This window comes from Comamonas halotolerans (assembly GCF_030162935.1).
Taxonomy (GTDB): Bacteria; Pseudomonadota; Gammaproteobacteria; order Burkholderiales; family Burkholderiaceae_C; genus Comamonas; species Comamonas halotolerans.
The window spans coordinates 211,713-234,410 of record NZ_JASAUZ010000034.1 but is presented as its reverse complement, the minus strand read 5'-3'; the positions used below and the strand labels follow the sequence as shown (position 1 = coordinate 234,410).

At 57.2% G+C, this 22,698-nt stretch carries 20 protein-coding genes and 1 pseudogene; 10 read left to right on the top strand and 11 right to left on the bottom strand.

From position 1 onward, the window contains the following. Positions 1 to 56: 56 nt before the first annotated feature. The 6 genes from QEP11_RS13940 to QEP11_RS13915 all read left to right on the top strand — a co-directional run bounded on the left by QEP11_RS13940 (position 57) and on the right by QEP11_RS13915 (position 6,811). Entirely contained in the window at positions 57 to 980 is a 924-nt protein-coding gene (locus tag QEP11_RS13940) for an alpha/beta fold hydrolase (protein WP_284337243.1), read from the top strand. Positions 981 to 1,100: 120 nt separating this feature from the next. After that, positions 1,101 to 1,481, top strand: coding sequence for a hypothetical protein (locus QEP11_RS13935; protein WP_284337242.1), 381 nt, complete (start codon positions 1,101 to 1,103; stop codon positions 1,479 to 1,481). Positions 1,482 to 1,527: 46 nt separating this feature from the next. Continuing rightward, positions 1,528 to 2,970: a hypothetical protein gene (locus QEP11_RS13930; protein ID WP_284337241.1), complete on the top strand. Its 1,443-nt coding sequence runs from the start codon at positions 1,528 to 1,530 to the stop codon at positions 2,968 to 2,970. 350 nt (positions 2,971 to 3,320) lie between these two features. After that, complete coding sequence (locus QEP11_RS13925; RefSeq protein WP_284337240.1) at positions 3,321 to 3,878, top strand: TetR/AcrR family transcriptional regulator; 558 nt, start codon at positions 3,321 to 3,323, stop codon at positions 3,876 to 3,878. Between the two features lie 20 nt (positions 3,879 to 3,898). After that, positions 3,899 to 5,641 carry an MFS transporter gene (locus tag QEP11_RS13920; protein ID WP_413788735.1) on the top strand — a complete coding sequence of 581 codons (1,743 nt, stop codon included), beginning with the start codon at positions 3,899 to 3,901 and terminating at the stop codon, positions 5,639 to 5,641. A 51-nt stretch (positions 5,642 to 5,692) separates the two neighbouring features. Continuing rightward, a complete protein-coding gene (locus QEP11_RS13915; RefSeq protein WP_284337239.1) occupies positions 5,693 to 6,811 on the top strand; it encodes an HlyD family secretion protein in 1,119 nt (372 codons plus the stop codon). Between the two features lie 69 nt (positions 6,812 to 6,880). On the opposite strand, the gene QEP11_RS13910 is transcribed toward QEP11_RS13915, so the two are convergent. Beyond that, positions 6,881 to 7,504 (bottom strand): LysE family translocator, encoded by a 624-nt coding sequence (locus tag QEP11_RS13910; protein ID WP_284337238.1) that lies wholly within the window; start codon positions 7,502 to 7,504, stop codon positions 6,881 to 6,883. 92 nt (positions 7,505 to 7,596) lie between these two features. Between QEP11_RS13910 and QEP11_RS13905 the strand changes: the two genes are divergently transcribed. After that, positions 7,597 to 9,051, top strand: a complete 1,455-nt coding sequence (locus QEP11_RS13905; protein ID WP_284337237.1) for an aminotransferase-like domain-containing protein — start codon at positions 7,597 to 7,599, stop codon at positions 9,049 to 9,051. A 15-nt stretch (positions 9,052 to 9,066) separates the two neighbouring features. Then, a complete protein-coding gene (locus QEP11_RS13900) occupies positions 9,067 to 9,684 on the top strand; it encodes an HD domain-containing protein (RefSeq protein WP_284337236.1) in 618 nt (205 codons plus the stop codon). A 32-nt stretch (positions 9,685 to 9,716) separates the two neighbouring features. Here QEP11_RS13900 and QEP11_RS13895 read toward each other — a convergent pair whose 3' ends face one another. Further along, on the bottom strand, positions 9,717 to 10,400 hold the full coding sequence (locus QEP11_RS13895; RefSeq protein WP_284337235.1) for a hypothetical protein: 684 nt from the start codon (positions 10,398 to 10,400) through the stop codon (positions 9,717 to 9,719). 464 nt (positions 10,401 to 10,864) lie between these two features. Here QEP11_RS13895 and QEP11_RS13890 point away from each other — a divergent pair, with 464 nt between their 5' ends. Further along, the gene (locus tag QEP11_RS13890) at positions 10,865 to 11,647 is read left to right on the top strand and encodes an alpha/beta fold hydrolase (protein ID WP_284337234.1); all 783 of its coding nucleotides are present in this window, start codon (positions 10,865 to 10,867) and stop codon (positions 11,645 to 11,647) included. A 242-nt stretch (positions 11,648 to 11,889) separates the two neighbouring features. Here the strand turns inward: QEP11_RS13890 and QEP11_RS13885 are convergent. The 6 genes and pseudogenes from QEP11_RS13885 to QEP11_RS13860 all read right to left on the bottom strand — a co-directional run. Next, positions 11,890 to 12,222, bottom strand: a pseudogene (locus QEP11_RS13885) (RNA recognition motif domain-containing protein); the annotation flags it as partial. A 785-nt stretch (positions 12,223 to 13,007) separates the two neighbouring features. Further along, positions 13,008 to 13,796 (bottom strand): crotonase/enoyl-CoA hydratase family protein, encoded by a 789-nt coding sequence (locus tag QEP11_RS13880; protein WP_284337233.1) that lies wholly within the window; start codon positions 13,794 to 13,796, stop codon positions 13,008 to 13,010. A 109-nt stretch (positions 13,797 to 13,905) separates the two neighbouring features. Then, a complete protein-coding gene (locus QEP11_RS13875) occupies positions 13,906 to 14,934 on the bottom strand; it encodes an acyl-CoA dehydrogenase family protein (protein ID WP_284337232.1) in 1,029 nt (342 codons plus the stop codon). Positions 14,935 to 14,956: 22 nt separating this feature from the next. Further along, positions 14,957 to 16,114 (bottom strand): acyl-CoA dehydrogenase family protein, encoded by a 1,158-nt coding sequence (locus QEP11_RS13870; RefSeq protein ID WP_284337231.1) that lies wholly within the window; start codon positions 16,112 to 16,114, stop codon positions 14,957 to 14,959. Further along, a complete protein-coding gene (locus QEP11_RS13865; RefSeq protein WP_284337230.1) occupies positions 16,111 to 17,358 on the bottom strand; it encodes a CaiB/BaiF CoA transferase family protein in 1,248 nt (415 codons plus the stop codon). The genes QEP11_RS13870 and QEP11_RS13865 overlap by 4 nt, the downstream gene beginning before the upstream one ends. Beyond that, positions 17,355 to 18,338 carry a Bug family tripartite tricarboxylate transporter substrate binding protein gene (locus QEP11_RS13860; protein ID WP_284337229.1) on the bottom strand — a complete coding sequence of 328 codons (984 nt, stop codon included), beginning with the start codon at positions 18,336 to 18,338 and terminating at the stop codon, positions 17,355 to 17,357. Before QEP11_RS13860 ends, QEP11_RS13865 begins: the two co-directional genes overlap by 4 nt. Before the next feature lie 126 nt (positions 18,339 to 18,464). Between QEP11_RS13860 and QEP11_RS13855 the strand changes: the two genes are divergently transcribed. Beyond that, positions 18,465 to 19,403 carry a LysR family transcriptional regulator gene (locus tag QEP11_RS13855; protein WP_284337228.1) on the top strand — a complete coding sequence of 313 codons (939 nt, stop codon included), beginning with the start codon at positions 18,465 to 18,467 and terminating at the stop codon, positions 19,401 to 19,403. 73 nt (positions 19,404 to 19,476) lie between these two features. On the opposite strand, the gene QEP11_RS13850 is transcribed toward QEP11_RS13855, so the two are convergent. The 3 genes from QEP11_RS13850 to tadA all read right to left on the bottom strand — a co-directional run bounded on the left by QEP11_RS13850 (position 19,477) and on the right by tadA (position 22,653). Next, on the bottom strand, positions 19,477 to 19,950 hold the full coding sequence (locus QEP11_RS13850; RefSeq protein WP_284337227.1) for a hypothetical protein: 474 nt from the start codon (positions 19,948 to 19,950) through the stop codon (positions 19,477 to 19,479). Between the two features lie 90 nt (positions 19,951 to 20,040). Then, complete coding sequence (locus tag QEP11_RS13845; RefSeq protein WP_413788734.1) at positions 20,041 to 21,189, bottom strand: LD-carboxypeptidase; 1,149 nt, start codon at positions 21,187 to 21,189, stop codon at positions 20,041 to 20,043. A 54-nt stretch (positions 21,190 to 21,243) separates the two neighbouring features. Next, positions 21,244 to 22,653: a tRNA adenosine(34) deaminase TadA gene (gene tadA, locus QEP11_RS13840; protein WP_284337226.1), complete on the bottom strand. Its 1,410-nt coding sequence runs from the start codon at positions 22,651 to 22,653 to the stop codon at positions 21,244 to 21,246. Positions 22,654 to 22,698 lie beyond the last annotated feature (45 nt).

The following is a 22,698-nucleotide window of genomic DNA, read 5'->3' as shown; positions in this document are numbered from 1 at the left end:
TTGTCGGGTCGCAATATTGACTGTGGTCAACACCAAGTCACCGAATAATGTGCTGCATGTATACACCTTTGCGCCCCTCCTCTACCGAAGATCTGCCCATTCGCAACATGCACTACCACGTCCATACCTGGGGGCTGCCGCAAGCAGGTGTGCCTTCGCTGGTAATGGTGCATGGCTGGATGGATGTGGGAGCTTCCTACCAGTTTGTCGTGGATGCCTTCAGCCAGGCGTTTTACGAAGGTCGTCACATCATTGCGCCTGACTGGCGTGGCTTTGGGCACAGCATGCCGCCAACTCCATGCGACCACTACACATTTGCCGACTACCTTGGTGACCTGGATGCACTGCTGGACCACTACGTGCCCGAGGGCCAGTCCATTGATCTGGTGGGCCACAGCATGGGGGGCAATGTAGCCATGCTATATGCAGGCGCACGCCCGGCCCGCATTCGCCGCTTGGTCAATCTGGAAGGCTTTGGCCTGCCAGCCACCCAGCCCACGCAAGCCCCACAACGCACCCAGACATGGCTGGACGAACTCAAGGCACTGCACACCGGTGCCCTGGCACTGAAAACCTATGAAAGCCTTGAAGCAGTAGCGGCCCGCTTGCAAAAGACCAATCAGCGCCTCGGCGCTGACAAGGCAATGTGGCTTGCGCAGCAGTGGTCGGCCCCCAATGCGCAAGGCCGCTGGGCCATTCTTGGCGATAACGCACACAAGGTGGTCAGTGCGCAATTGTTTCGCGTAGACGAAGTTTTGGCACATTACGCCGCCATTACTGCACCTGTGCTGGCCATAGAAGCAAGCGAAGACAGCATGAGCCAGTGGTGGAAAAACCGCTATTCCCTTGCCGAGTACCATGAGCGTTTGCAAGCTGTGCAGCACTGCCAAATTGCCCAGGTCGATGACGCCGGACACATGCTTCACCACGACCAGCCTCAAATCATCGCGCAGATGATCGAAGACTTTTGCAGAAACTAATTCAGCAGCAGGTTACGTCATCTTTACAAGGCATTGCAGTACATTTCAGGCTGCACTCCTTTATTGGCATGCGTAAACTGCTCTTGTTTTTTGCGATGCCCACTATGAAACCCTGCTGTTATGTGGCTCACCGATCTTCTGCGCAAACTCACCAAAGGTCCTAACGTAGGCGAGACCTTCCGTGATTACATTGGCTGTTATCTATACGGCACTGAAGTTGTTGGCAGCAATCAGCCTGAATACCTGGGAGCGCCAGCCACCCTGGAAGCGCTGGAGACAGGCATGCGCACGTATTTGGCAGACTTTCTCAGCACCCAGCACGACACAAGCTCACCAGCCGCCCACACGGTGCAGGCGGTTTTGGACACGTTACCCCAGCGCCTGCAGGCCCATATCAGCACCGACATGAGCCTGCCATTTCTCACGCTGGATGGTGTGGAGCTGTTCATCCGTAAAGGTGTTCGCCAACGCCGCAAAGAAAATGGCAAATTCACCGAATAAGTCCCCTGCACTCACCTAAACACCACAGCCCTTGCATGCATCGCCCATGACCGAGACAGCGCCTTTGCCATCAACCAAGGCCCCGCAAAAATTCTGCCCTTTGTTACTGCCGCCGTTGACCGCGATGGTGCAAGAGCTGATGCAGATGCTGCCTCCCCGCGGCTTGGCACAGGCTTCGCAAGCCTTGGAATTGCTCAGGCAAATCGACCAGTCCCTGGCAGCTCTGGAACTGCGCAGCCTGATCAAGCTGATGCGTGCCATGCAAGGCCCTTTGCAGGACCAAAACGGTGACGAGGCTGCATTGCGCGAGAACAGTGGTGAGTTGCTGAAACGGGCCGCAAGCGACGCCCTGGTGTTTCTCCAAAGCATGGAGGCTGGCGCACCAGCGTCGTCCCAAGCGCTGTTCGCCAGTTACCGGGAACTGACCAAACTCAGTGGCAAAGACACGGCGCATCCTGCCGATCTGTGGGATACGCCTTGGGAGCTGACATCCCTGCCTGCACCAGTTGCGGTCAATGCCTTGGCTCCCTGTGGTGAAGTACGCAGCCAGATTGATCAGCATGTGCTTGGCCTGCTGCGAACCAGCGACCCATCTTTTTGCAGCGCGCTTTATCAGCAAAGCCTGGGTTTGGCCGCCCATGCGCAAGATGGCAGCACTTGGCTGTTGGCAGCAGCCTGGCTGCAAGCTCTGGAATATGGCTTGCTGGATCAGGATATCTACGCCAAGCGCCAGGCTTCGCGCCTGCTGGCCTACTACACCAGTTATGCCAAAGGGCAAGAAACGGCCGCAGCCAATTTTGTGCGTGACTTGCTGTATTTTTGTGCGCAAGCTGCGCAGACTGCAGCACAACGTGAACAAAGTCTGCCGACCATGCTTGCCCTGGTGCAGCAGCACTGCGCACCAGTGGTCCGCTCACCAACACTCAGCAATCAGTCACTCACCGCTGATGAATCTATCGTGGACGTCGCTGAGCATGCACCTTCCTCTCCGGCACCGATGCCGTCTGGGCTGCAAAGCGCAACAGCAATTCAGCCTGCGGAAACACTTCAGGGTGAACAGGTATCCACTCCGCCAACAGAGCCTGACCTTGATTTTCTTCAGGCAGCCGAGACACTCTCTGAGCAACTGGATTCACAGCTAAGCAATTGGCTGGCAGATGAAAACGCAGTGCTGGCTCCAGACACTGCGGAACACGCCGCAAAGCTGGCACGGCTGGCATGGACTGCGGGTTGTGCCGACATTGCGACGCTCACCTACCTTCTGCAACGATGTGTGCAGCGTATCAAGAAAGACGCTCCACTACAGCAACGTCAGACCTGCCACCTCGCTGGCGAGGAAATCAACCGTTTGCTCCACCAATTCGCAGCAGGTTTCATGCGCCGTGCGCAACCACAAGTTATGGATGCACTGCACAAGCTGTATGCGCAATTGCCTAAACCCACTGCAATACAGGCGCATACGCCTGCTGAAGTGCATGGGCAGACTTAGGCTCATCACCCACTGATACAACGCTGCCTCGCCGCGTCGCACCTCTGCGCCGAGTGCGACCTCGGGCCTCTTCTCAGCCGCAGACCTGCGGTTTATGCAGTGGAGCTAGCGGCCCTTTGGCACGCTCAAGCAAACAAGCAATGCGTTGCTGACACATAAAACCTTGCCCCCCTGCTTCATCGGCTGCACAAGGCCATAGTTTTTTGTGCGTCCGTGCTCCGCCTCTCAACCCTGCAGATTTTTGCAGCCTGTTCACTCGCCTCTACTTTGCATGCCAATACCTTACTGCTGTCGCGGTTGCGTCTGCTGGCATCAGATAAACGGACAAATTTGTCCGATACTCTGCATCCATGTCTTCACCTGTCAAACGTCCTGATGCCGAAACACGCCGCGCCCAATTGCTGGATGCGGCAGATGCCGTATTTACGACACACGGCGTGAACGCTCCACTGGAGCTGGTGGTGGAACATGCAGGCGTTGGTAGAGCCACCTTGTATCGTCAATATCCAGACCGTCACGCCATATTGCTCGCACTGATGGAGCGCTCGGTGGAGCGCCTGCAAGCCAAGGCCACATCGCTGTCCGATGCACCCGAAGCGTTTTTCACCTTGCTGGAGTATCTGGCGCAACGCATCGTGCGCTCGCCAGCCATATCGGACTATTGGCGCACAACCAGCATGCATGACGCACGCTTCCAACCCGCACGCCTGCAGGTACGCAAGATCTTTGCCCCGGCTCTGCAACGCGCTCAGGCGCATGGGCTGGTCCGCAAGGACATTCAAACCTCGGACATCACTTTGCTTTCAGGCATGTTGGGCGCTGCATTGCGTGGCGACACCGAGGCAGAACGGCTGCGTCTGGCACGGCAAGCGCTGCAAATCATCCGACGCGGTCTTCGCCCTGATTAACGCTTTCAAGCTGAAAATTTGTGACTGCTGCCCCCACCATCTATTTGCGCCGCCCTCCTGATTGGGAAGAGCACGAAAAGCCTGCGCTTCCGGGTTCACCGGCAATGCCGCATCACCATCCGCTGGAACGGGTGTGCTACGCGCTGGTGGCGGTGCTCGTCGGTATCACGGGGGGTCTGGGCAACGCCCTGTTTTCCGCCAATTTGCCGACCATCCAGGGGCAGATGGGTTTGACCACGCTGGAAGCTGCCTGGCTCACCGGCGCCTATGTCACCTTCAATGTGACAGCCAATTTGCTGGTCTACAAGTTTCGCCAGCAATATGGCATGCGCCTGTTCACCGAAATCAGCCTTGGCCTGTATGCCTTGCTATGCGTGCTGCATCTTTTCCTGGGCAGTAGCAGCAGCCTGTTGTGGCTGCGTGGGGCCAGCGGGCTGGCTGCTGCGGCCTGTACCTCCCTGGGAACGCTTTACATGCTGCAAGCGCTTCCACGTACCTACGTACTCAAGATGCTGGTGCTGGGTGTAGGTATCAGTCAATTGGCTACACCATTGGCATGGCTGCTTTCACCCAGTCTGCTCGACCATGGTCAATGGCACAACCTTTACATGCTTGAAGCGGGCCTGGCGCTGCTATCGTTCGCAGCCGTGGTACTGCTCAAGCTACCTGCCGGTGTGCACATCAAAGCTTTCGAGCGGCTTGATTTTCTGAGCATGGCGTTGCTCATCCCCGGAGTGGGCCTGCTGGTGGCAGTGCTGGTGCAAGGCACCACGCGCTGGTGGTTCGATGCTCCGGAACTGGCCTGGTTGCTGATTGGTGCCATTGGCTTGCTCAGCGCAGGTTTGTACATCGAGCATCACCGCCCTCATCCGATGTTTCTGACGCGCTGGTTCACCCAGGGCGCCACCATCCGCTTTGTGATAGGTGCCATCGTGCTGCGCTTTCTCACCACAGAGCAAAGCTACGGCGTGGTGGGCCTGATGCGCACCCTGGGCATGACCCCCGATCAAATGCAGCCGCTGTTTGCCGTGATCTTGTTAGGCACCTTGCTGGGCATAGTGCTGTCGTCGGCCACCTTCGGGCTGCAAACCGTGGGCATTCAGCTGATGGCTGCCATTGTCTTGCTGGGCGTGGGAGCGTATATGGACTTTGGCCGCACCAGCCTGGACAGACCACAGAATTTTTTCATCAGCCAATTTTTGATGGCCATGGGCTCGGGCCTCTTTATGGGGCCATTGATGCTGGTGGGCGTTGCGCAAGGCATCAAAAACGGCGCGCACTTCATGCTGACGGCCATTCTCACCATCTCCATCACCCAAAGCCTGGGGGGCTTGATGGGATCTGCTGTTCTGGGCACCTATGAAACCTACCGCCAGCAGGCGTACTCCGCAGCCTTGGTGGAACAAATCGACCCCAGCCATCCCCAGGTGGCACAGCGCCTGCAAATCCACCAGCAAGCTTTGGCGCCACATATCGGTGATCCCACTTTGCGAAGCGCGCAAGCAACCACGCAACTGGCCCAAATCGTGCGTCGTGAAGCACATGTACTGGCCTACAACGATGTGTTCCGCGTTGTGGCCTATGTAGCGCTGGCGTATTTGCTTTGGTCCATCTTGCTGCTGGGCCAAACCAAAATTGCTGCTGCACGCGCAGCGCGGCAGACAGCCAGCAACCCGCATGAAGTAGGCACGGATGCAGCCATGGAGCCCGACACTGCCACACCGCCTGACGACGAGCAGGCGGCCCCAGGAGTTGCACGCTGAACGTCGCCCACTTTTTCAGGCTCCACATAACAAGTCATAACAAACATCGCCATGAACGCTACCCCTACAACACCTTCAACCCCTGCTGCCCCAACGACTGCTGATGCCACACCATCCAGCACCCCAAAAAAAGAGCGCCCCACGCTACGCAGCGCAGTGATCGCCTTATGCATTGCCACGGTAGGTATCCTGCTGGTGATGCGTGCCTGGAACGTTGGTCCGTTTCAAACCAGCGATATTTCCACTGACAACGCCTATGTGCGCGGACAAGTCACTGTGCTTGCGCCTCAAGTCAACGGCTATGTGACGGAAGTTCTGGTTAAAGACTATGAGCATGTGGTGGCTGGGCAGCCTCTGGTCAAAATTGACACCCGCAGCTACGCCGCAGCTTTGGCTCAATCCCAGGCACAGTTGGCCAGTGCACAGGCGCAGCTGGTCAACGCCGCACAGACGCAGGCGCAAAACCAAGCCGCGTTGAAAGCCAGATATGCCAGCCTCAGCGCAGCCCGTGCAGAAGCTCAGCGCGCGCAGGCTGAACTGCAGCGTTTGAACACTCTGGCCGAGCGTGGTGCAGTCTCGCTGAACGAGCGCGACAAGGCACAAGCCACCGCCCAGCTTGCTCGCTCCAATATGGACAAAGCCAGCGCCGATATCGCAATTGCTCAGGAAGCCATCAAAGCCACGGAAGTGAATCGTGGAGCCCTGAAAGCTGCCGTGCAAATGGCCCAAGCCCAAGTCCGTCAGGCTGAAATCAATCTGGAAAACACCACCATTCATGCTCCCAGCGATGGTCAGGTCAGCGAAGTCAGCGTGCGCCTGGGCCAGTATGTCAGCGCAGGCAGCCAGATGCTGTATGTCGTGCCCCCTCAGCAATGGGTAATTGCCAACTTCAAGGAAACGCAGACCGCCCATGTTCGCATTGGCCAACATGCCAGCTTGCTGGTGGATGCGCTGGACGGAGCGCAGATCACAGGCACAGTGACAGAGATCGCGCCCGCAACGGGTTCGGAGTTCAGCGTGCTCAAGGGCGACAATGCCACGGGCAACTTCACCAAGGTGGTCCAGCGCCTCCCCATCAAAATCGCTTTCGATGCCGACCAGCCTTTGGTTCAGCGTCTGCGTCCGGGTATGTCGGTGATTGCGCATATCGACACCTCCAGCGCATCTTGAAAACAAGCCCTGCGGTGGAGGGGGCATGCTGCTGTGCCCCACTCTCGAGCCGCCTGCACGGCGGCTTTTTTAATGCACGCTGGCAAACAAAGGGTATAGCGACAGCAGCAGCAGCCCCGCCATCACACCATTGAAGATGTGCAACGCACGAGGTGACTGCAGCCACCGACCAATCACGCTGCCAAACAAGGTCCACACGCTGATACAAGGGAAATTCACGACCAGCATCACCGCTGCGCCCAGCAACAGGCTGGCCCAGTAGGCGTGGGCACTGGTGTAGGCAGCAACCACACCTACCGACATCAGCCAGACCTTGGGATTCACCCACTGAAACGCTGCCGCCTGCCAAAAGCCAAAGGGCTTGCTGCATGCACTGGCCGAGTTTGCCCGCCCCGAAGTGGCGATCTTGTAAGCCAGCCAGATCAGGTACGCCGCGCCCACATATTGCAGCGCCGTATACAACTGGGGAAACTGCACAAACACCGTGCCCAGGCCACCTCCCACCAACAACAACTGTACCGATGCACCAACACTGATTCCGAGCATATGCGGCAGCGTGCGCTGGTAGCCAAAGTTGGCGCCCGAAGCAGTCAGCATCACATTGTTCGGGCCTGGAGTGATGGAACTGACAAAAATAAACATCGTCAAAGGCAGCAACACGGCAAGATTGGGCACAGCCAGCAGCGAATTCATCACCAACACCTTTTAAATAATCTGGGCTTGCATGGTAGGCCGCATCAACCATACAGTTACCATACGGTCAAACAGATCAATAAAAGCACTGTATGGCAAAAAACATCCAGCCAGTTCTGGCACACAGTCAGCCCCACAACGACTTGGGATGGACTCCCGTACGCCTAGCTGGCGCCCCTTCATTGGCGGAGCAACTGGTCACGCACTGCCAACAACTGCTCAGCAGCCATAGCCTGCGCGCAGGCACACGCATGCCGTCGGTGCGCCAGCTGGCTGATAGCGCTGGCATCAGCCGCGACACCGTGGTGCAAGCCTATGACCGCTTGGTCGCGCAAGGGTTGCTGACTTCACGCCCCGGAGCTGGCTTTTTCGTCAATGCGCAGCGTTTGCCTATGGGCCGCAGCAGTACCCGCCAAGCGCCAACGCTGGAGCCCGATGCCGCTTTTGACACTCCTTTTTTGCTGCGCAGCATCTTTCGCCAGTACAGCGAAGTGAGCTTTGATGGCAGCACAGGTATGCTGCCTGCCAGCTGGCTGGACCCAGACATGCTCAACGCAGCAGTTCGCAGCGTAGGCCGCAGCGCGGGCATGCAATTGCTGAGCTATGGAACACCCCAAGGCTATGCCCCTTTGCGGCAGCAGCTGGCAGCTCACCTGATGACACAAGGCCTGGTCATCGACCCAGAACTGGAGCTGATGACCGTGACCGGAGTCACCCATGGCATGGACCTTGTATTGCGCAGCATGCTGCGCCCGGGCGATGCCGTGCTCGTTGAAGACCCTGCCTGGTTTTTAATGTACGGGCTGCTGCGCTCCATGGGCGTGCATGTATTAGCTGTGCCTCGATTGCGCGACGGACCTGATATTCAGGTGCTGGAACAGCTTGCACATGCCCACCAGCCCAAGCTTTTCATCACCAACTCGGTGGTACACAACCCCACAGGCTTCGGGCTGAGTTTGCCCGTGGCGTATGACGTATTGCGTCTGGCAGAACAACACAATTTTTTGATTCTCGAAGACGATACCTACGCCGACTTCGTGGAGCACCCCACAAGGCTGGCCACTCTGGACCGATTACGCCGTGTCATCTTGGTGGGTGGTTTCTCCAAAACACTGGCTGGCAGTCTGCGCGTGGGCTATATCGCCGCACAGCCCGAGCGCATTCGTGCATTGACAGATGCCAAGCTGCTCAGCGGCCTGACCAGTCCGGAACTTGGGGAACGCGTGGTACACCGCATCCTGGCAGAGGGCCAGTTTCGCAAGCATGTCCAGCGACTGCGCGAACGCCTGGATGACACTCGCCACCGCTGTCTGCGCATGGTGGAAACCTTGGGCTGGAACGTGCACCAGGAGCCGCTGGCAGGTATGTTTGTCTGGGTAGATACAGGTCAGGACACCGAGATGCTGGCCCGCAAAGTGGCAGCGCAGGGCATTTTGCTGGCACCCGGCGTCTTGTTCTCGCCACAGCAAAAAATCTCCACCATGTTGCGCCTGCCGGTAGCCATTGTGGATGAGTCCGCCTCCCAGCAACTTCGGAAACTCATTTAGTTTCAAGCGTCTCCTATGCAGCCACCATCTTGTCTGAATGACCCTGCCCACGACGCAACGCACTTGCAACGCGTCTGGGCCACCGCACAAATACTGATGCGAGAACACCCCGAGGCTGATGCCCAGGTAGTGCACGCAGCGTGCATGTGGCACGACTGCGTGAATCTGCCCAAAAATCATCCACAACGCGCACAAGCTTCTCGCTTGGCAGCCCAAAAAGCGATGCATGACTTGCGCGGACAAGGATTTCCGGAACACAAACTTGCCGCTGTGGCACATGCCATTGAGGCACACAGTTTCTCTGCCGGTATTCCACCCGAAACCATCGAAGCCCGGATCGTGCAAGACGCCGACCGCCTTGATGCACTAGGGCCAGTTGGTATTGCACGGATGTTCAGCGTGGGCGCCCAACTTGGACGAGCCCTTGCACACCCAAGTGATCCTCTGGCACTGATGCGCTCCTTGGATGACAGCTCTTATACGCTGGATCACATTGCCGTCAAGCTGGCCACATTGCCTGAGAGCATGCAAACGGCAGCAGGCCATCGCCTTGGCGCAGAACGTCTGGCCTGGGTTCTCAGCTTTCGCCATGCATTTGTACAGCAGTGGACTGGCATGCAAAAAAGCCCCTGATCCGGGGCTTCTTGGCAAGCGAATTCTTTCAATCAAGCAACAGGCTTGATACGCAGGTGGTAGACGACCTGGGTTTGCGCCAGCAGCAATGCCAGATAAGCCAGGCTCTCCATCAACTCTTCCACCACCATGACTTGGTAGCCATACCAATCCTGCAAATCAATAAAGCCATGGCCTTCCGCATTGGCAGACATGATCATGCACACCACGAACAGCGCCAAAGCCGTGCCAGGCACAGCTCTTTCAGATACCAGGCGCCGCAATACCTGATTCCAGACGCTGTAACGTACTAACAGGTACAAGGCTGCAATCGCCAGGGCACCTACCACATAGGAAATGACAGGGCGATAAGGCAAAAATTTGGAGCGCCAGGAAGGACCCCATTCGGTCATTTCCAGGGGGGGCATAAATGCTGCACCCCAAGCCAGTTCACGCCCCAGAAAAACCATCCAGAACAAGGCCGCGATAATGAAAAATGCTTTAACGCTTTGCGCCTTGAGTGTGCGCGCCGCAGCAATGGCTGCGAAAAAGCCAGCGATCAACGTAAAGGTTTGTATGTCTTCCCAAAGTCCATTTTCCCAACCTGTCCATTGAGGCAATACAAAAGCCAAGGGAAATGCAGCAATCAAACCTATGCCTAATAAAAGATTCCATAGGCCGTAGCGTGGCCGCAAAAGGGGGATCGAAGGGTCCGTAGCGTGGGTGTTATGAGTCATTGAGAACTTATCGCTATCCGTGGGGAAATCGTAAACACGGTCTGCACAAGGTGCACAGGGCAGACAAAAAAGTAGCCTATCCCTATATGGGAAGGCCCGCGTTGACGTTCATCATGCGCTAACTGGCGGTGGGCTGCGTGCTTCAGGCCAATAACTTGCAACCTGCGTGCAGTTCACATTGCAAGTCTACGTTCCAGGCTCTTTGCAAGCTGTCGCCAAAAAGCAATCGGCCCTGGCGATGTCAATCATTGCGCTGACAGCCAGCAAATACCATGCTGGCGCTCACACAAGAGAGCAGGCATGCTGTGTGACGGATCAGAACACAGACGCTCATGATCTTTTGGCGGTGCAACGCTGGTGTGATGGGGAGCTCAAACCGCGAAACTGCTAATAGGCACCTAACTGGTTGATGTTCCGCTATTGTTGCCAGCAAGAAAACAACCATTTTTATACGTGGTTTGCTTATGACACCATTGCATATTGAACAGCACACCATTCCCTTTCTTGATGGGAGTTTGTTTGCGCAAATCTGGTTGCCCGATGGCGCGCAAAAAGCCCCCATCGTGCTGATGCATGACTCTTTGGGCTGCGTTGCGTTGTGGCGGGACTTTCCATCCCAATTGGCTAGCGCCACGGGACGCATGGTGGTCGCTTATGACCGCCTGGGCTTTGGTCGCTCCAGTGCACATGCCGATGCGCTACCCATGAGCTTTGTTGCAGATGAAGCACACCAAGGCCTTGCTCAGGTTTTGCAGCACCTGGGGCTACACACGTTTGTTGTGCTTGGGCACAGCGTTGGAGGAGGAATGGCTGTATGCAGTGCTGCGCATTACCCGCAGCGCTGTGAAAGTCTGATCACCCTTTCTGCTCAAGCCTTTGTGGAAGCACGAACCATTCTTGGGATTCGTGCTGCCAAAAAACAGTTTTCCGAGCCAGGAGCTCTGGACCGCCTGGCCAGGTACCACGGTGACAAAGCCGGCTGGGTGCTGCATGCCTGGACAGATACATGGTTGTCTTCCGCATTTGCATCGTGGAGCCTGGACACGTATCTGCGCAAGGTGCGCTGCCCGGCATTGATCATCCACGGTGAACAGGATGAATTCGGCTCTGCAGCACACCCACAAAGGATTGCCCAAGGCGTGCAAGGTGAGAGCAGCATGCATCTGCTGGCTGGCTGCGCACACATGCCGCATAAAGAACAGACATTGCACTGTCTGGAACTGATCCAGACACACCTGAACCGTTAAGCAGGATGACCGCAACTATCCATCGGTATGCTGATACCAGCATGCGGTCTTCATTGCCAGATGCAAGCGCCGCATTTCAAACCAGACATCGGCCAACAGTTGCGCAGTAACTGCGTAACTTCATCCAAAAAAAATCTGCCTCAAGGGCAGATTCTTGCAATGCTTGCAGCACGCACCATCACGCTTTAACGCCTGTGGCACTGCTGCTAGACATGGTCAGCTTAGTAGCGGTCGCGGTTAAAACCACCGCCACCAAAGCCACCTTCACGGCCACCACGGAAGCCTCCGCCGTTGTTGCCACGGAAGCCGCCGCCCGCAGGGCGCTCTTCACGAGGACGAGCGATGTTGACCATCATGTTGCGACCTCCCAAAGGCTGCTCATGCAGACCTGCGATGGCCGCTTGCGCTTGTTCAGCTGTTGCCATTTCCACAAAGCCAAAGCCTTTGGAGCGACCTGTATCACGCTCCATCATGACCTTGGCAGAAGTGACTTCACCAAATGGCGCAAAGGCTTGCTCCAGATCATTGTCACGTACAGCGTAAGCCAGATTGCCTACATACAGTTTGTTGTTCATAAAACACTCTCTTGGTTGCCGATACAGCCCGAAGCTGCATTCGAAAAGATCAGGGACAAGTCCCTTGGGGTAAATGAGGAACCCAAACATGTGAGACACACATGTTCAGAATTGGAAGGGGGAGAAAATGTATGCACATCTCAGCGACATGCAGCACAAGATTCAAGAACCAATGTAGCAGCGCAACCGCGACTCGAAAAGCATCAAAGTCACAAAGACAACGGCCAAGCTACAAAGAAAATGATTAAAGGCTGATGAAGATCTGCACAAGCCACGCATTCAAATTGCATCAGCTTGTGGAAAACAGTGAGGAAAATGGCAAAGACACCGGCGTTACTGCAAACTTGTGCCCAAAAACATGTCGCAGGCTACAAAGATACAAGCTGACACTAAAAAGCACATATTGGATAAGGGGCACAACTCTATCAGTATTCGCAAACTGCTGATGCCCCCTGAACAGACAAGGCTGTGAGTTCAAAGGTCTAAGCGAAGCCCCAATCAGTGGCTGCAATATGGCCGCAATGCAGACACCGCACGCTTTGCGCCGTTTGCCAAGACCAACACCGGCAATGTCAAGGATCTTGAGATTGTCTGTGGACTGCCTGGGAAATAATGCCTCAGACACATTCCAATCCGCCTGATGAACATGGCGCTTGCGAGAAAAAACCACCAAACGCATGCTTGGCGGTTTTTTGCTTTTACCTTCAACAGCTTTTTTCTTGTTTAGGCTGCCACTTCAACCGTAGCTTGTATCCGCCAGTCTGTGGAGCGCCGCCCTGCTGCACTCAGGCAAAGCGCGGTTTGCGCTTTTCTACAAAAGCCGTCACCGCCTCGCGATGGTCAGCGGTTTTGTGTGCAACCGCCTGGTAGCCTGCCGAGATTTCCAGCAGCGAAGCCAAGCTGCTGTTCTGACCTTCACGCAGCAAACGCTTGGTCATGCGCATGACTGCAGCGGGATTGGCCGCAATCTTTTGCGCCAAGGCCTTCGCTGTGGACAACAGCTCTTCTGCAGCCACCACACGACTCACCAAACCGCAAGCCAGCGCCTCTTGCGCCGTAATGGCTTCACCGGTGAATGCCATTTCCGAGGCCTTGGCCATACCCACTGCGCGTGGCAGCAACCAGGCACCACCGTCTCCAGGCACAATGCCCACGCGCACAAAGCTTTCCGCGAAGGTGGCTGACTCACTGGCAATGCGTATGTCACACATGCAAGTCAGATCCAGACCAGCGCCAATCGCCGGGCCATTGATGGCACAGATGACGGGCACATCCAGCTGGTACAAAGCGTTGGGAATACGCTGGATACCATTACGGTACTCCTCACGAATCAGATCGGGCGTCAAGGCATCGTCAAAAAATCGCTGCATGTCTTTGACATTGCCACCAGAGCTGAAGATAGGCCCCGCCCCCGTCAGGATGATGGCCTTGGCCGAAGTGTCCTTGCGAACCTCGTCACACAGTTGCACAAACTCCTCAACGGCGGTGTTGCCGGTCAAGGCATTGCGGGTTTCCGGCTGGTTCATGGTGACGGTCAAGATGCCGCCGTCGCGCTCAATATTCAAAAATGCCATGGTCAATGTCTCCTTGGTTTGTCTCATGCGCCATACGTCATGCATGAGCTGTCTTGATGGATGAAAACAGTGAGTGCTTTGCTTGCAGCAGCTTTCATCTTCATCATTTTCACTGCAGGGTTTGCACGTCGGTGATGCGACGCACCACGTCCAGCGTCATCCCATCATGCGCCAGCAAGGCCTCACCGGCCACACCGTACCAGTAGGCTTCACTACCCGCTGTTTGCCGCCATGCATGCAGGCGGCGCGTGAATAGCTGCAGGTCGTACTCCTCGGTGAAACCAATCGCTCCGTGAATGGAATGCGCCAGCTCGGACACCACCAAGGCGGCCTCGCTGCAACGTGCCTTGGCCGTGGCCACACGCAAACGGTCGGGCACAACCCCCTCACCGCAGCACCCTAGCTGCGCAGCCATGCGTGCAGCAAACACATGCTCGCTCATCACTGCCAACTGGTGTTGAATGGCCTGAAACTTGCCAATGGGCCTACCAAATTGCTGACGCTCGTTGGCATATTGCAAGGTGCGCAGAAACACCTGATTCAATGCACCAGCCATTTGCGCTGCCACCACCGCAGCCTGCAAAGTGCGCACTTGCAGCGCTGCATTCATGGCGACCACGGACGAAGTCTCCACCTGAGCAGCAGTCCATGTCAGCGTGGCATCCAGGGCACTGGCCTGTGGTGTGCTGTGTGCCTGCGCCGTCCTGAGCAAGCGCCATGCACTACCCGCCTGTGCCAGCACTGCTTGTGCCATTGCACCGTTGCGCACCAGTGCGCAATGCCAGCTGCCATCTGGCTGCACCTGAGCTTGCGCCAGGGCAATGCTGCCAGGCACACGCGGCGCCCCTGCATGCACCATCAATGCCCGGGCAAGCAGCGTTTCGGCCAGCGGTAATGGCAAGGCGTGGGCTCCACATTGTTCCAGCACGCCAAATACCTGGCTCAAGTTCAAGCCAGCACCGCCATCGTCTTCGCTCAACAAGGCGTCTGCCAGGCCGGTAGCCTCCAGATGCTCCCACAGAGCAAGCGTGACAGCCGAGTTGCGCCCTCCCTCCTCGATGGCACGCACCACCGCAGGCGTACATTGCTCTGCCAGAACTTCACGGGCGGCATCGGCAAAGAGATCGTTGTCATTCATATGCATTGCTGTATCTCCTTTTTCAGCGCAAGCCCAGGCCACGGGCAATCATTCCGCGCAGGATGTCGCGCGTGCCACCACGCAAAGAGAACGAGGGCGAAGCCTCTGTGATGTATTTCAGTGTCATCAGCAGCTCCACCGGCACGTCTTCAGTCTCGCGCGCAAACAAGTCTTCAGCGATGGCCGCTGGAATCATTTGCTCCAGCGTCGTGCCCAGCTCTTTGACCAGCGCGGCTTCCACAATCGGGCTTCCGCCCTGCACCAGCTTTTGCTGCACAGCCACCGACATGGCACGCAAGGGAGCCAGCTGGATCAGTACCTTGCCTGCCAGTCGCTGGGCAGATTCCGTCTTCCCCGCGGGTGTGCGCACGTACTGCAACCACTGGTCAAAAAGCACAATCGACGAGAACAAGCGCTCCGGCCCGCTGCGCTCAAATGCCAGCTCGGCGGTCACCTGCTCCCAGCCCTGGCCTTCGGCACCAATCAAGGCATCAGTGCCCAGTTGCACGTTGTCGAAAAAGACTTCACAGAAGTGGCTATCGCCCGAAAGGTCTTCAATGGGGCGAACCGTCACACCTGGCAGCGACAAATCCACAATCACCTGAGACAGTCCTTTGTGGCGGTCCTCTGCGGTGCCAGAGGTTCGAACCAGGGCAATCATGTACTGACAATGATGGGCATTGGTGGTCCAGATTTTCTGCCCGTTGAGCAGCCACCCCTGCGCATTAGGCACGGCACGGGTCTTCACGCTGGCCAGGTCCGAGCCGGAATTGGGCTCACTCATGCCAATACAAAAAAAGGCTTCACCTTTGCAGACTTTGGGAATGTAGAACTGCTTTTGCGCCTCAGTGCCGTATTTCAAAATCAGTGGTGCACTCTGGCGGTCGGCAATCCAGTGCGAGCCCACCGGTGCACCAAAATTCAGAAACTCCTCCACCAGAACATAGCGTGTAAACGCGCTGCGCCCACCGCCTCCATATGCCTTGGGCAAGGTCACACCAATCCAGCCTTTGGCTCCCAGCTGGCGGCTAAATTCGGTGTTGTAGCCTCCCCATGAACGCGCACGAATGTGGGCAGGCATAGCCTGCGTGGCTTCGCGCAAAAAAGCACGCACCTCGGTGCGCAGCGCCTCATCCTCTGCGGGTATGCGCGTCAATGCCAATGAATCCAGCGTGCTCATCCCAAAACTCCTTGTGCTCTGTAAATCTGCAATGTCTCTGCGCTCAGACCCAGAATGCGGCCAAGCACCGCATCCGTGTGTTGCCCCAGCTGCGGTGGCGCATGGCGATAAGTTACCGGTGTGTCGGACAGACGAATCGGGCTGGCCACCAAAGGTACATCGCCAGCCTGCGGATGTGGCATGCGAATTTCCATTCCTCGCGCCCGCACCTGTGGATCGGCAAATACATCCCGCACCGTGTTGATCGGACCGCATGGCACAGCGTGCTGCTCCAGCAAGGCAATCCAGTCTCGCGTACTGCGCGTGACTGTCACTGCGCGAATACGTGCAATCAAGTCATCACGATGCGCCAATCGTTCCGCATTGCGCGCAAAACGCGCATCTTGTGCCCACTCAGGCTCACCAATGGCTTGGCAAAAGCGGGCGAACTGCGCATCGTTGCCCACCGCCAAAATCATGTGACCATCCTGGGTCGGAAAATCCTGGTACGGCACCGTATTCGGATGCGCATTGCCCATGCGCTCGGGCACTTGGCGCCCATACAGATAGTTCATGCTTTGATTGGCCAGACAAGCCACGCCCACATCGAGCAGAGCCAGATCAATATGCTGACCTCGCCCTGTGTGCTCGCGTACCTGCAAGGCAGCCAGGATGGCTGTACTGGCATACAGGCCCGTCAGAATGTCGGTCAGCGCCACACCCACTTTCATGGGACCTTCGCCTGGCGTGCCATCCGCCTGCCCGGTCACACTCATCAGGCCGCCCATGCCCTGAATCAGAAAGTCATAACCAGCACGCTGCGCATATGGGCCGTTCTGCCCAAACCCGGTGACCGAGCAATACACCAGACGCGGATTCAGCGCATGCAAGCTGTCGTAATCCAGCCCATATTGGGCCAGACCACCAGTCTTGAAATTCTCGATCAACACATCGCACTGCTGGGCCAGCTGGCACACCAGTTGCTGGCCTTCAGGGCGGGTGAAATCCACCGTAACCGACTGCTTGTTGCGGTTGGTGCACATATAGTAGGCAGACTCTCCCGTAGGCTGCTGCTGCGCATCAGTCACAAAAGGCGGCCCCCATGCGCGGGTGTCATCACCCACAACGGGGCGCTCCACCTTGATGACTTCCGCGCCCAAATCTCCCAGCGTCTGCGCAGCCCATGGTCCAGCCAAAACACGCGATAGGTCCAGCACTTTCACATGCTGAAGAGCGCTTGGCTGTACATGCTCAGGCTGACTCATTGCTGCGGCACCTTGGCTTGTTGCACGATGCGCTTCCAAAGCGCAATTTCGTTTTTCTGAAACGCATGCATTTGCGCAGGACCGCCCGTCATCGGAATGGCACCAATGCGCTCGTAAAACTCACGGGTCTCCTGGGTCTTGGATATGGCCGTGAACAGCTCCGCCAACCTGGCCGTTTCAGCTGGTGGCGTTTTTGCACTCACCATGGCACCCACCCAGGTGTACGCTTCAAAACCAGGTAGACCGGCTTCGCTGGCTGTGGGTACTTCAGGCGCCGTAGGCACACGTACATCCGATGCCACTGCCAGCACCTTGACGCGTCCACCCCTGGCCAGCTCCTGCACCGCGGTGACTTCAGCAAAGGCGTAATCGACAGTGCCTCCTGCCAGTGCCGTCATTGTCTCTCCAGCGCCTTTGAACGGAACGTGCACAGACTCCATCTTTGCGGTGTCATTGAGCAACTCTCCCATCAGCTGATAGCCCGCTGAACCTGCTCCAAAGTTCACCTTCCCAGGGTTGGACTTGGCGTAGCTGATCAGACCCTTCAGATCGGCATAAGGTGCATTCGGTGCAACTGCCAGCATGGCGGGCGATCGCATCATCATGGTCAGTGGCGCAAAGTCGGTCACCGGGTCATATGGCAATTGCTTGAACAACGCAGCGTTGACCGCAAGAGTGGAATTGCTGCCGATAAAAACGGTATAGCCATCAGCAGGTGCTGACAGCACCTGTTTGACCGCCAGAAAACCATTGGCTCCTGGTTTGTTTTCCACCACCACAGGCTGGCCTGTCAGCTCTTGCAGCTTCTTGCCAAAGTAGCGGGCCGAAGTGTCTGTGCCGCTGCCAGGACCAAACGGAACCACAAACTTGATGGGTTTGGACGGAAAGCTCTGTGCCCAAGCCAAAGGGCTCGCCACTACGGATGCAGCCAGCCAGGCAGCACCCACCAACCAGCCCAGATGGGCTCTGCGATTTGTCATCTTTGTCTCCATGTTTTTGAACACCCTGTCCTCTGCGTGACGGGCTTGGTGAGACAAATTTAGAAGGCGGGCCTAGGATTCGTCCAATATTAAATAAAGACTTTTTGATACTTTTTAGATATCACCATGAACCTGCGCCAACTTCAGCAAATGGTCACCCTGATGGAGACACGGAACTTTCACCGCGCAGCAGCCTTGCTGCACATGGCGCAGCCACCGCTGTCGGTATCCATAAGGCGCCTGGAAGAAGAGTTAGGCGGCAAACTGTTTGAACGCCACAACAGCGGGTTAATCCCTACGCCCATGGCCAAAGCCATTGAGGGCGATGCACGCTCTGCACTCTTCCATGCAGAGCAATGCAAGCTCAAAGCCCAGGAAGCCATGCGTGGTCTGGAGGGACTGCTGCGTATGGGCTTTATTGGCACTGCCACCTACCAGTTGCTGCCGCAACTGATTCCCCAACTACGACAAGCCTTTCCCAAGCTGAAGCTGGACCTGCGTGAAATGACCTCGCTGGAAATTCTGGATGGCATTCAGACGCAGCAACTGGACATCGGTTTTCTGCGTTTCCCTGTTCTAAGCTCTCAGGACGTGGACATCATCGCATTGGAGCGCGATGACTTTGTGCTTGCAGTACCCAGCCAAAGTCCTTTGGCACATTCGCCCGGTGGATGCATTGCACTGTCGCAGGTAGCCCATGAGCCCTTCATCCTCTACGCAAAATCACGCGTACCCAGCCTGGCGGCGCTGGCGTACACGCGCTGCCAGCTGTCTGGCTTTTCGCCCAAGGTGGAGCAAGAAGCCATGCAGGTACACACCATATTGAGCCTGGTGGCATCAGGTGTGGGTGTGGCACTGGTGGCGGGTGTGGCCTGCCGCGCCCTGATGCCCGGCGTCACCTATCTTCAGCTCAACGACACGCCTTCTGCATTTTGTGTGGGAATGGCCGTTGCTGTGCCGCGCAACCACCGCAATGCCTTGGTGAGCAATGTGCTGGCACATGTGCAAAAACACCATCAGACACCAGAGATGCGGCAGGCAGCACCAATGCCAGAAACTTCATGAGCCCTGCACCGCCCTTGCGCAATCCAATCCTGGAGCAGATACGGTGTGCAATGGCCGAGTCGCCGCTGAAACCTCAGTCTGCTTTATCTGGGTGGCTGTTTTCAGGCAGGCCGCCTTTACCACGTGCAGCAGCCGGAATATGGCGCTGCCCCCGTGCGTTGTAGACCGTCAAACGCGTCACGCCCAATTGTGCAGCCACCTTGGCATCTGAGGCTGTGCCCAGCATTGCCACAGCTTCAGGTGTCCAAACAAACGCACCGCCATGCTTTTCGGTGATGGAGGGTACGCCCAGCGCCTGACGCTTTGCCACCACACTGGCCTTGCTCATGCCCCAGCGCTTGGCAAGCTCAGCGTCGCTGTCGGTCCCCAGCGCAGCCAGCATCTCATCGGTCCACTGCACCATGCCAAAGGCCGCAATCCCCAATGCGTTGCGCTTGAGATTCACTGTCTTGGCCGAAGTACCCCAGCGCTCGGCAAGCACCGCATCGGTTTCTTTGCCCAGTAGCGCCAGCATGTCTTGTGTCCATTGCAAAGCGGCTTTGCCCATGCATCTGCCTTTTCTGTGTTGAATACCTATCAGAGATAAGCACCAGAGGTACAGGTACTCGCGGTACAAGTACTTGCAGCCATGACGCAGTTAATGGGTGTGGCCCCAGTAAATCAGCGCATCACGCCCTTCGACCGACAGTGACACCTGTGCACCCACAGGCAAAACCACTTTGGTAGCCACATGCCCGTATGGCAGGCCCTGCAGCACCGGAATACGCAATTGGGTACGCAACCAGTCAATCACGCTTTGCAGCTTGAAGCCCTTGTCATGCGTGGTGAGCTTGAATTCTGTGAACTGCCCCAGGACGATGGCTTTTTGCCTGGCCAGCACGCCAGCATGCAACAACTGCGTCAGCATGCGTTCGATCTTGTACGGATGCTCGCCCACGTCTTCCAAGAACAAGATACCGCCTTGCACCTGCGGAAAGAAAGGCGTACCCAGCAATGACGTCAATACAGCCAGATTGCTCCCCCAGAGTGTGGCACCACCTTCGACATAAAAATCATCAGGCACAGCCCCCTCAGGCTGCTTGGGCATACGCCAGCCAGCGCCTTCGCCATAGCCATAAAGCACATCTTCAAAGCAGTCGAGCATGATGTCGTCCACTTCGTCTTTTTGACCGAAATCGGCAACCAGCGCTGGGCCCGCCCAGCTAACGGCACCTGTCTGCGCCAACAAGGCATTTTGAAAGGAAGTGAAATCGCTAAGGCCCACAAACTGGGTGCCTTGCTCAATACTTTTGGCCACTGCACCATAGTCAATCCCCGGCAAGATGCGCGTGAGGCCATAGCCGCCACGCGAGATCAATGCCACATCGGCACCGCTGGCCGCAGCGCGGTGAATGGCCGCCAGGCGCGTGGCATCGTCGCCTGCAAAACGCTGGTGGCTGCTCAGCGCATCGGCATCCACTTCCACCTGATGGCCCATGCCTTCCAGCCGTTTGACCGCACGCTTGAAAGCGGCCTTGTCACGCACGGCACCAGACGGCGAATACACGTAGATGTGCTTGGGGCCAACGGTATGGTCGTGACCGCAGCAGGCGTCATCATGTGCATGCTGGTGCCCATGCTCGTGGCAGCAATGTTCACCCTGTGCATGCGTGTGCCCGCAGTCATGGTGCTTGTGCGCATGGTCATGTGCATCGCGTCCTTGCTCATGCTGGGCGTGATCGTGTGCATGTTCCTCTGCATGTGCAGAAGTGGCAGCAGCAGCTTTATTCTGTTTGGAAGTCGCCAAAGCGCTTCATGTCACAGCAAGGTGACATGCTCCGTAAAGTGTTTTCTGAGAGTGCTAGGACGCCATCGTCCTGGCTGATGGCGCAAAGTATTCCATAGCCTGCCGTGTACTGGCAGCAGCTTGCGCGGGAACCATAGGCGGCACCGGGGTCTGTTGCAAGGCCTGCTTGTGCTGCATCAAAGCAGGCACTGTGCCCAGCCATGCAGTTTGCCACTGCGCTACAGGCAGCAGACGGTTGTTGGCACTGTGGCTGATCAGACAGCGCCCTTGCTGCAACCAGTCGGCCAGCAAATCAACGGGCAGCGCGGGCAACTGCGCTTGCACCCTGGGCCAGGCTTTCAATGCAGCCCTGTGGCCTGCCTGCACAAACGGCGCCGCAAACAGCGCACGCTGCGTCTCATCCAGTGCGCCTGCCCAACCGGCCTCTTCCATGCCTTGTGCCACGTCCCAGTGCGGTTTGTTGGCTGCCGCCTGTAACCATTGCACCAAAGCCTTTGGTGGCTGCGCATCGGGCCAGACGTCCATCAACCAGCCCCCGACAAATCGCTGCGCCATGGCCTGCGCGACAGACAGGCCCAATCTTGCGCCATCGCCATGCCCCACCAGCACCACATTGCGCAAATCCATCTCCTGCACCAATTGCTGCAACACATCCATATGCCAGCTGGCGCTGTGCGCCTTGTCGCGCTTGGGCTGGTCACTGCGGCCAAACCCGGGTAGATCCGGCACGACCACACGGTGTCCGGCTTGCAACCAATGCGGCAGCAAATGGCGAAAGCTGTAACCCCAGCTGGCAGCACCATGCAGGCACAGCCAGGTCACAGCTGCATTACGCGGCCCTTCATCCACCACGGCCATGCGCAGCCCGGCCAAAGCGGGCAGATCGCGGTGCCACTGCACCGCATACGGCCAATCTCCCATGTCTGCAAATGCGTTGTCGGGATTGCGCAGCGCCGTATCTTTGAGCGGGTGATTGGCCTGTGCCAGAGCCTTGTGCTGCACACGGCGCTGCTGAAAGAAAGTGGACAGAATTGCTGCGCATTCCTCTGCCATTACGCCACGCACTACCTGCGTCTGGTGGTTGATCTGCGGATAGGCAAACACGTCGAGCACGGAGCCCGCCGCCCCTATCTTGGGCTCTGTTGCACCATATACCACGGTGTCCACACGTGCATGCAGCATGGCACCGCTGCACATGACGCATGGCTCCAGCGTGACATACAGCGTGCAGCCATCCAGACGGTAGTTGCCCAGCTTCTGCGCCGCTGCACGCAGCGCCAGCACTTCTGCATGGGCTGTCGGGTCATTGCCAGACAAAGGCGCATTCGCGCCCTCGCCCACAACCTGCCCATCTTTGACCACCACGGCACCCACCGGTACCTCCCCGGCCACAGCAGCACGCTGCGCAAGCTGCAAGGCATGGCGCATCCAATGGTCGTGTGGGTTCTCAAGAGGCTCTGGCATCGCGGTTTCCTGCATGGACGCACATTATCCCGCAGGCAACTTCGG

Coding starts and splice junctions, on each gene's coding strand:
- QEP11_RS13940 (WP_284337243.1), top strand. CDS start 57: ATGTATACACCTTTGCGCCCCTCCTCTACCGAAGATCTGCCCATTCGC.
- QEP11_RS13935 (WP_284337242.1), top strand. CDS start 1,101: ATGTGGCTCACCGATCTTCTGCGCAAACTCACCAAAGGTCCTAACGTA.
- QEP11_RS13930 (WP_284337241.1), top strand. CDS start 1,528: ATGACCGAGACAGCGCCTTTGCCATCAACCAAGGCCCCGCAAAAATTC.
- QEP11_RS13925 (WP_284337240.1), top strand. CDS start 3,321: ATGTCTTCACCTGTCAAACGTCCTGATGCCGAAACACGCCGCGCCCAA.
- QEP11_RS13915 (WP_284337239.1), top strand. CDS start 5,693: ATGAACGCTACCCCTACAACACCTTCAACCCCTGCTGCCCCAACGACT.
- QEP11_RS13910 (WP_284337238.1), bottom strand. CDS start 7,504: ATGAATTCGCTGCTGGCTGTGCCCAATCTTGCCGTGTTGCTGCCTTTG.
- QEP11_RS13905 (WP_284337237.1), top strand. CDS start 7,597: ATGGCAAAAAACATCCAGCCAGTTCTGGCACACAGTCAGCCCCACAAC.
- QEP11_RS13900 (WP_284337236.1), top strand. CDS start 9,067: ATGCAGCCACCATCTTGTCTGAATGACCCTGCCCACGACGCAACGCAC.
- QEP11_RS13895 (WP_284337235.1), bottom strand. CDS start 10,400: ATGACTCATAACACCCACGCTACGGACCCTTCGATCCCCCTTTTGCGG.
- QEP11_RS13890 (WP_284337234.1), top strand. CDS start 10,865: ATGACACCATTGCATATTGAACAGCACACCATTCCCTTTCTTGATGGG.
- QEP11_RS13880 (WP_284337233.1), bottom strand. CDS start 13,796: ATGGCATTTTTGAATATTGAGCGCGACGGCGGCATCTTGACCGTCACC.
- QEP11_RS13875 (WP_284337232.1), bottom strand. CDS start 14,934: ATGAATGACAACGATCTCTTTGCCGATGCCGCCCGTGAAGTTCTGGCA.
- QEP11_RS13870 (WP_284337231.1), bottom strand. CDS start 16,114: ATGAGCACGCTGGATTCATTGGCATTGACGCGCATACCCGCAGAGGAT.
- QEP11_RS13865 (WP_284337230.1), bottom strand. CDS start 17,358: ATGAGTCAGCCTGAGCATGTACAGCCAAGCGCTCTTCAGCATGTGAAA.
- QEP11_RS13860 (WP_284337229.1), bottom strand. CDS start 18,338: ATGACAAATCGCAGAGCCCATCTGGGCTGGTTGGTGGGTGCTGCCTGG.
- QEP11_RS13855 (WP_284337228.1), top strand. CDS start 18,465: ATGAACCTGCGCCAACTTCAGCAAATGGTCACCCTGATGGAGACACGG.
- QEP11_RS13850 (WP_284337227.1), bottom strand. CDS start 19,950: ATGGGCAAAGCCGCTTTGCAATGGACACAAGACATGCTGGCGCTACTG.
- tadA (WP_284337226.1), bottom strand. CDS start 22,653: ATGCCAGAGCCTCTTGAGAACCCACACGACCATTGGATGCGCCATGCC.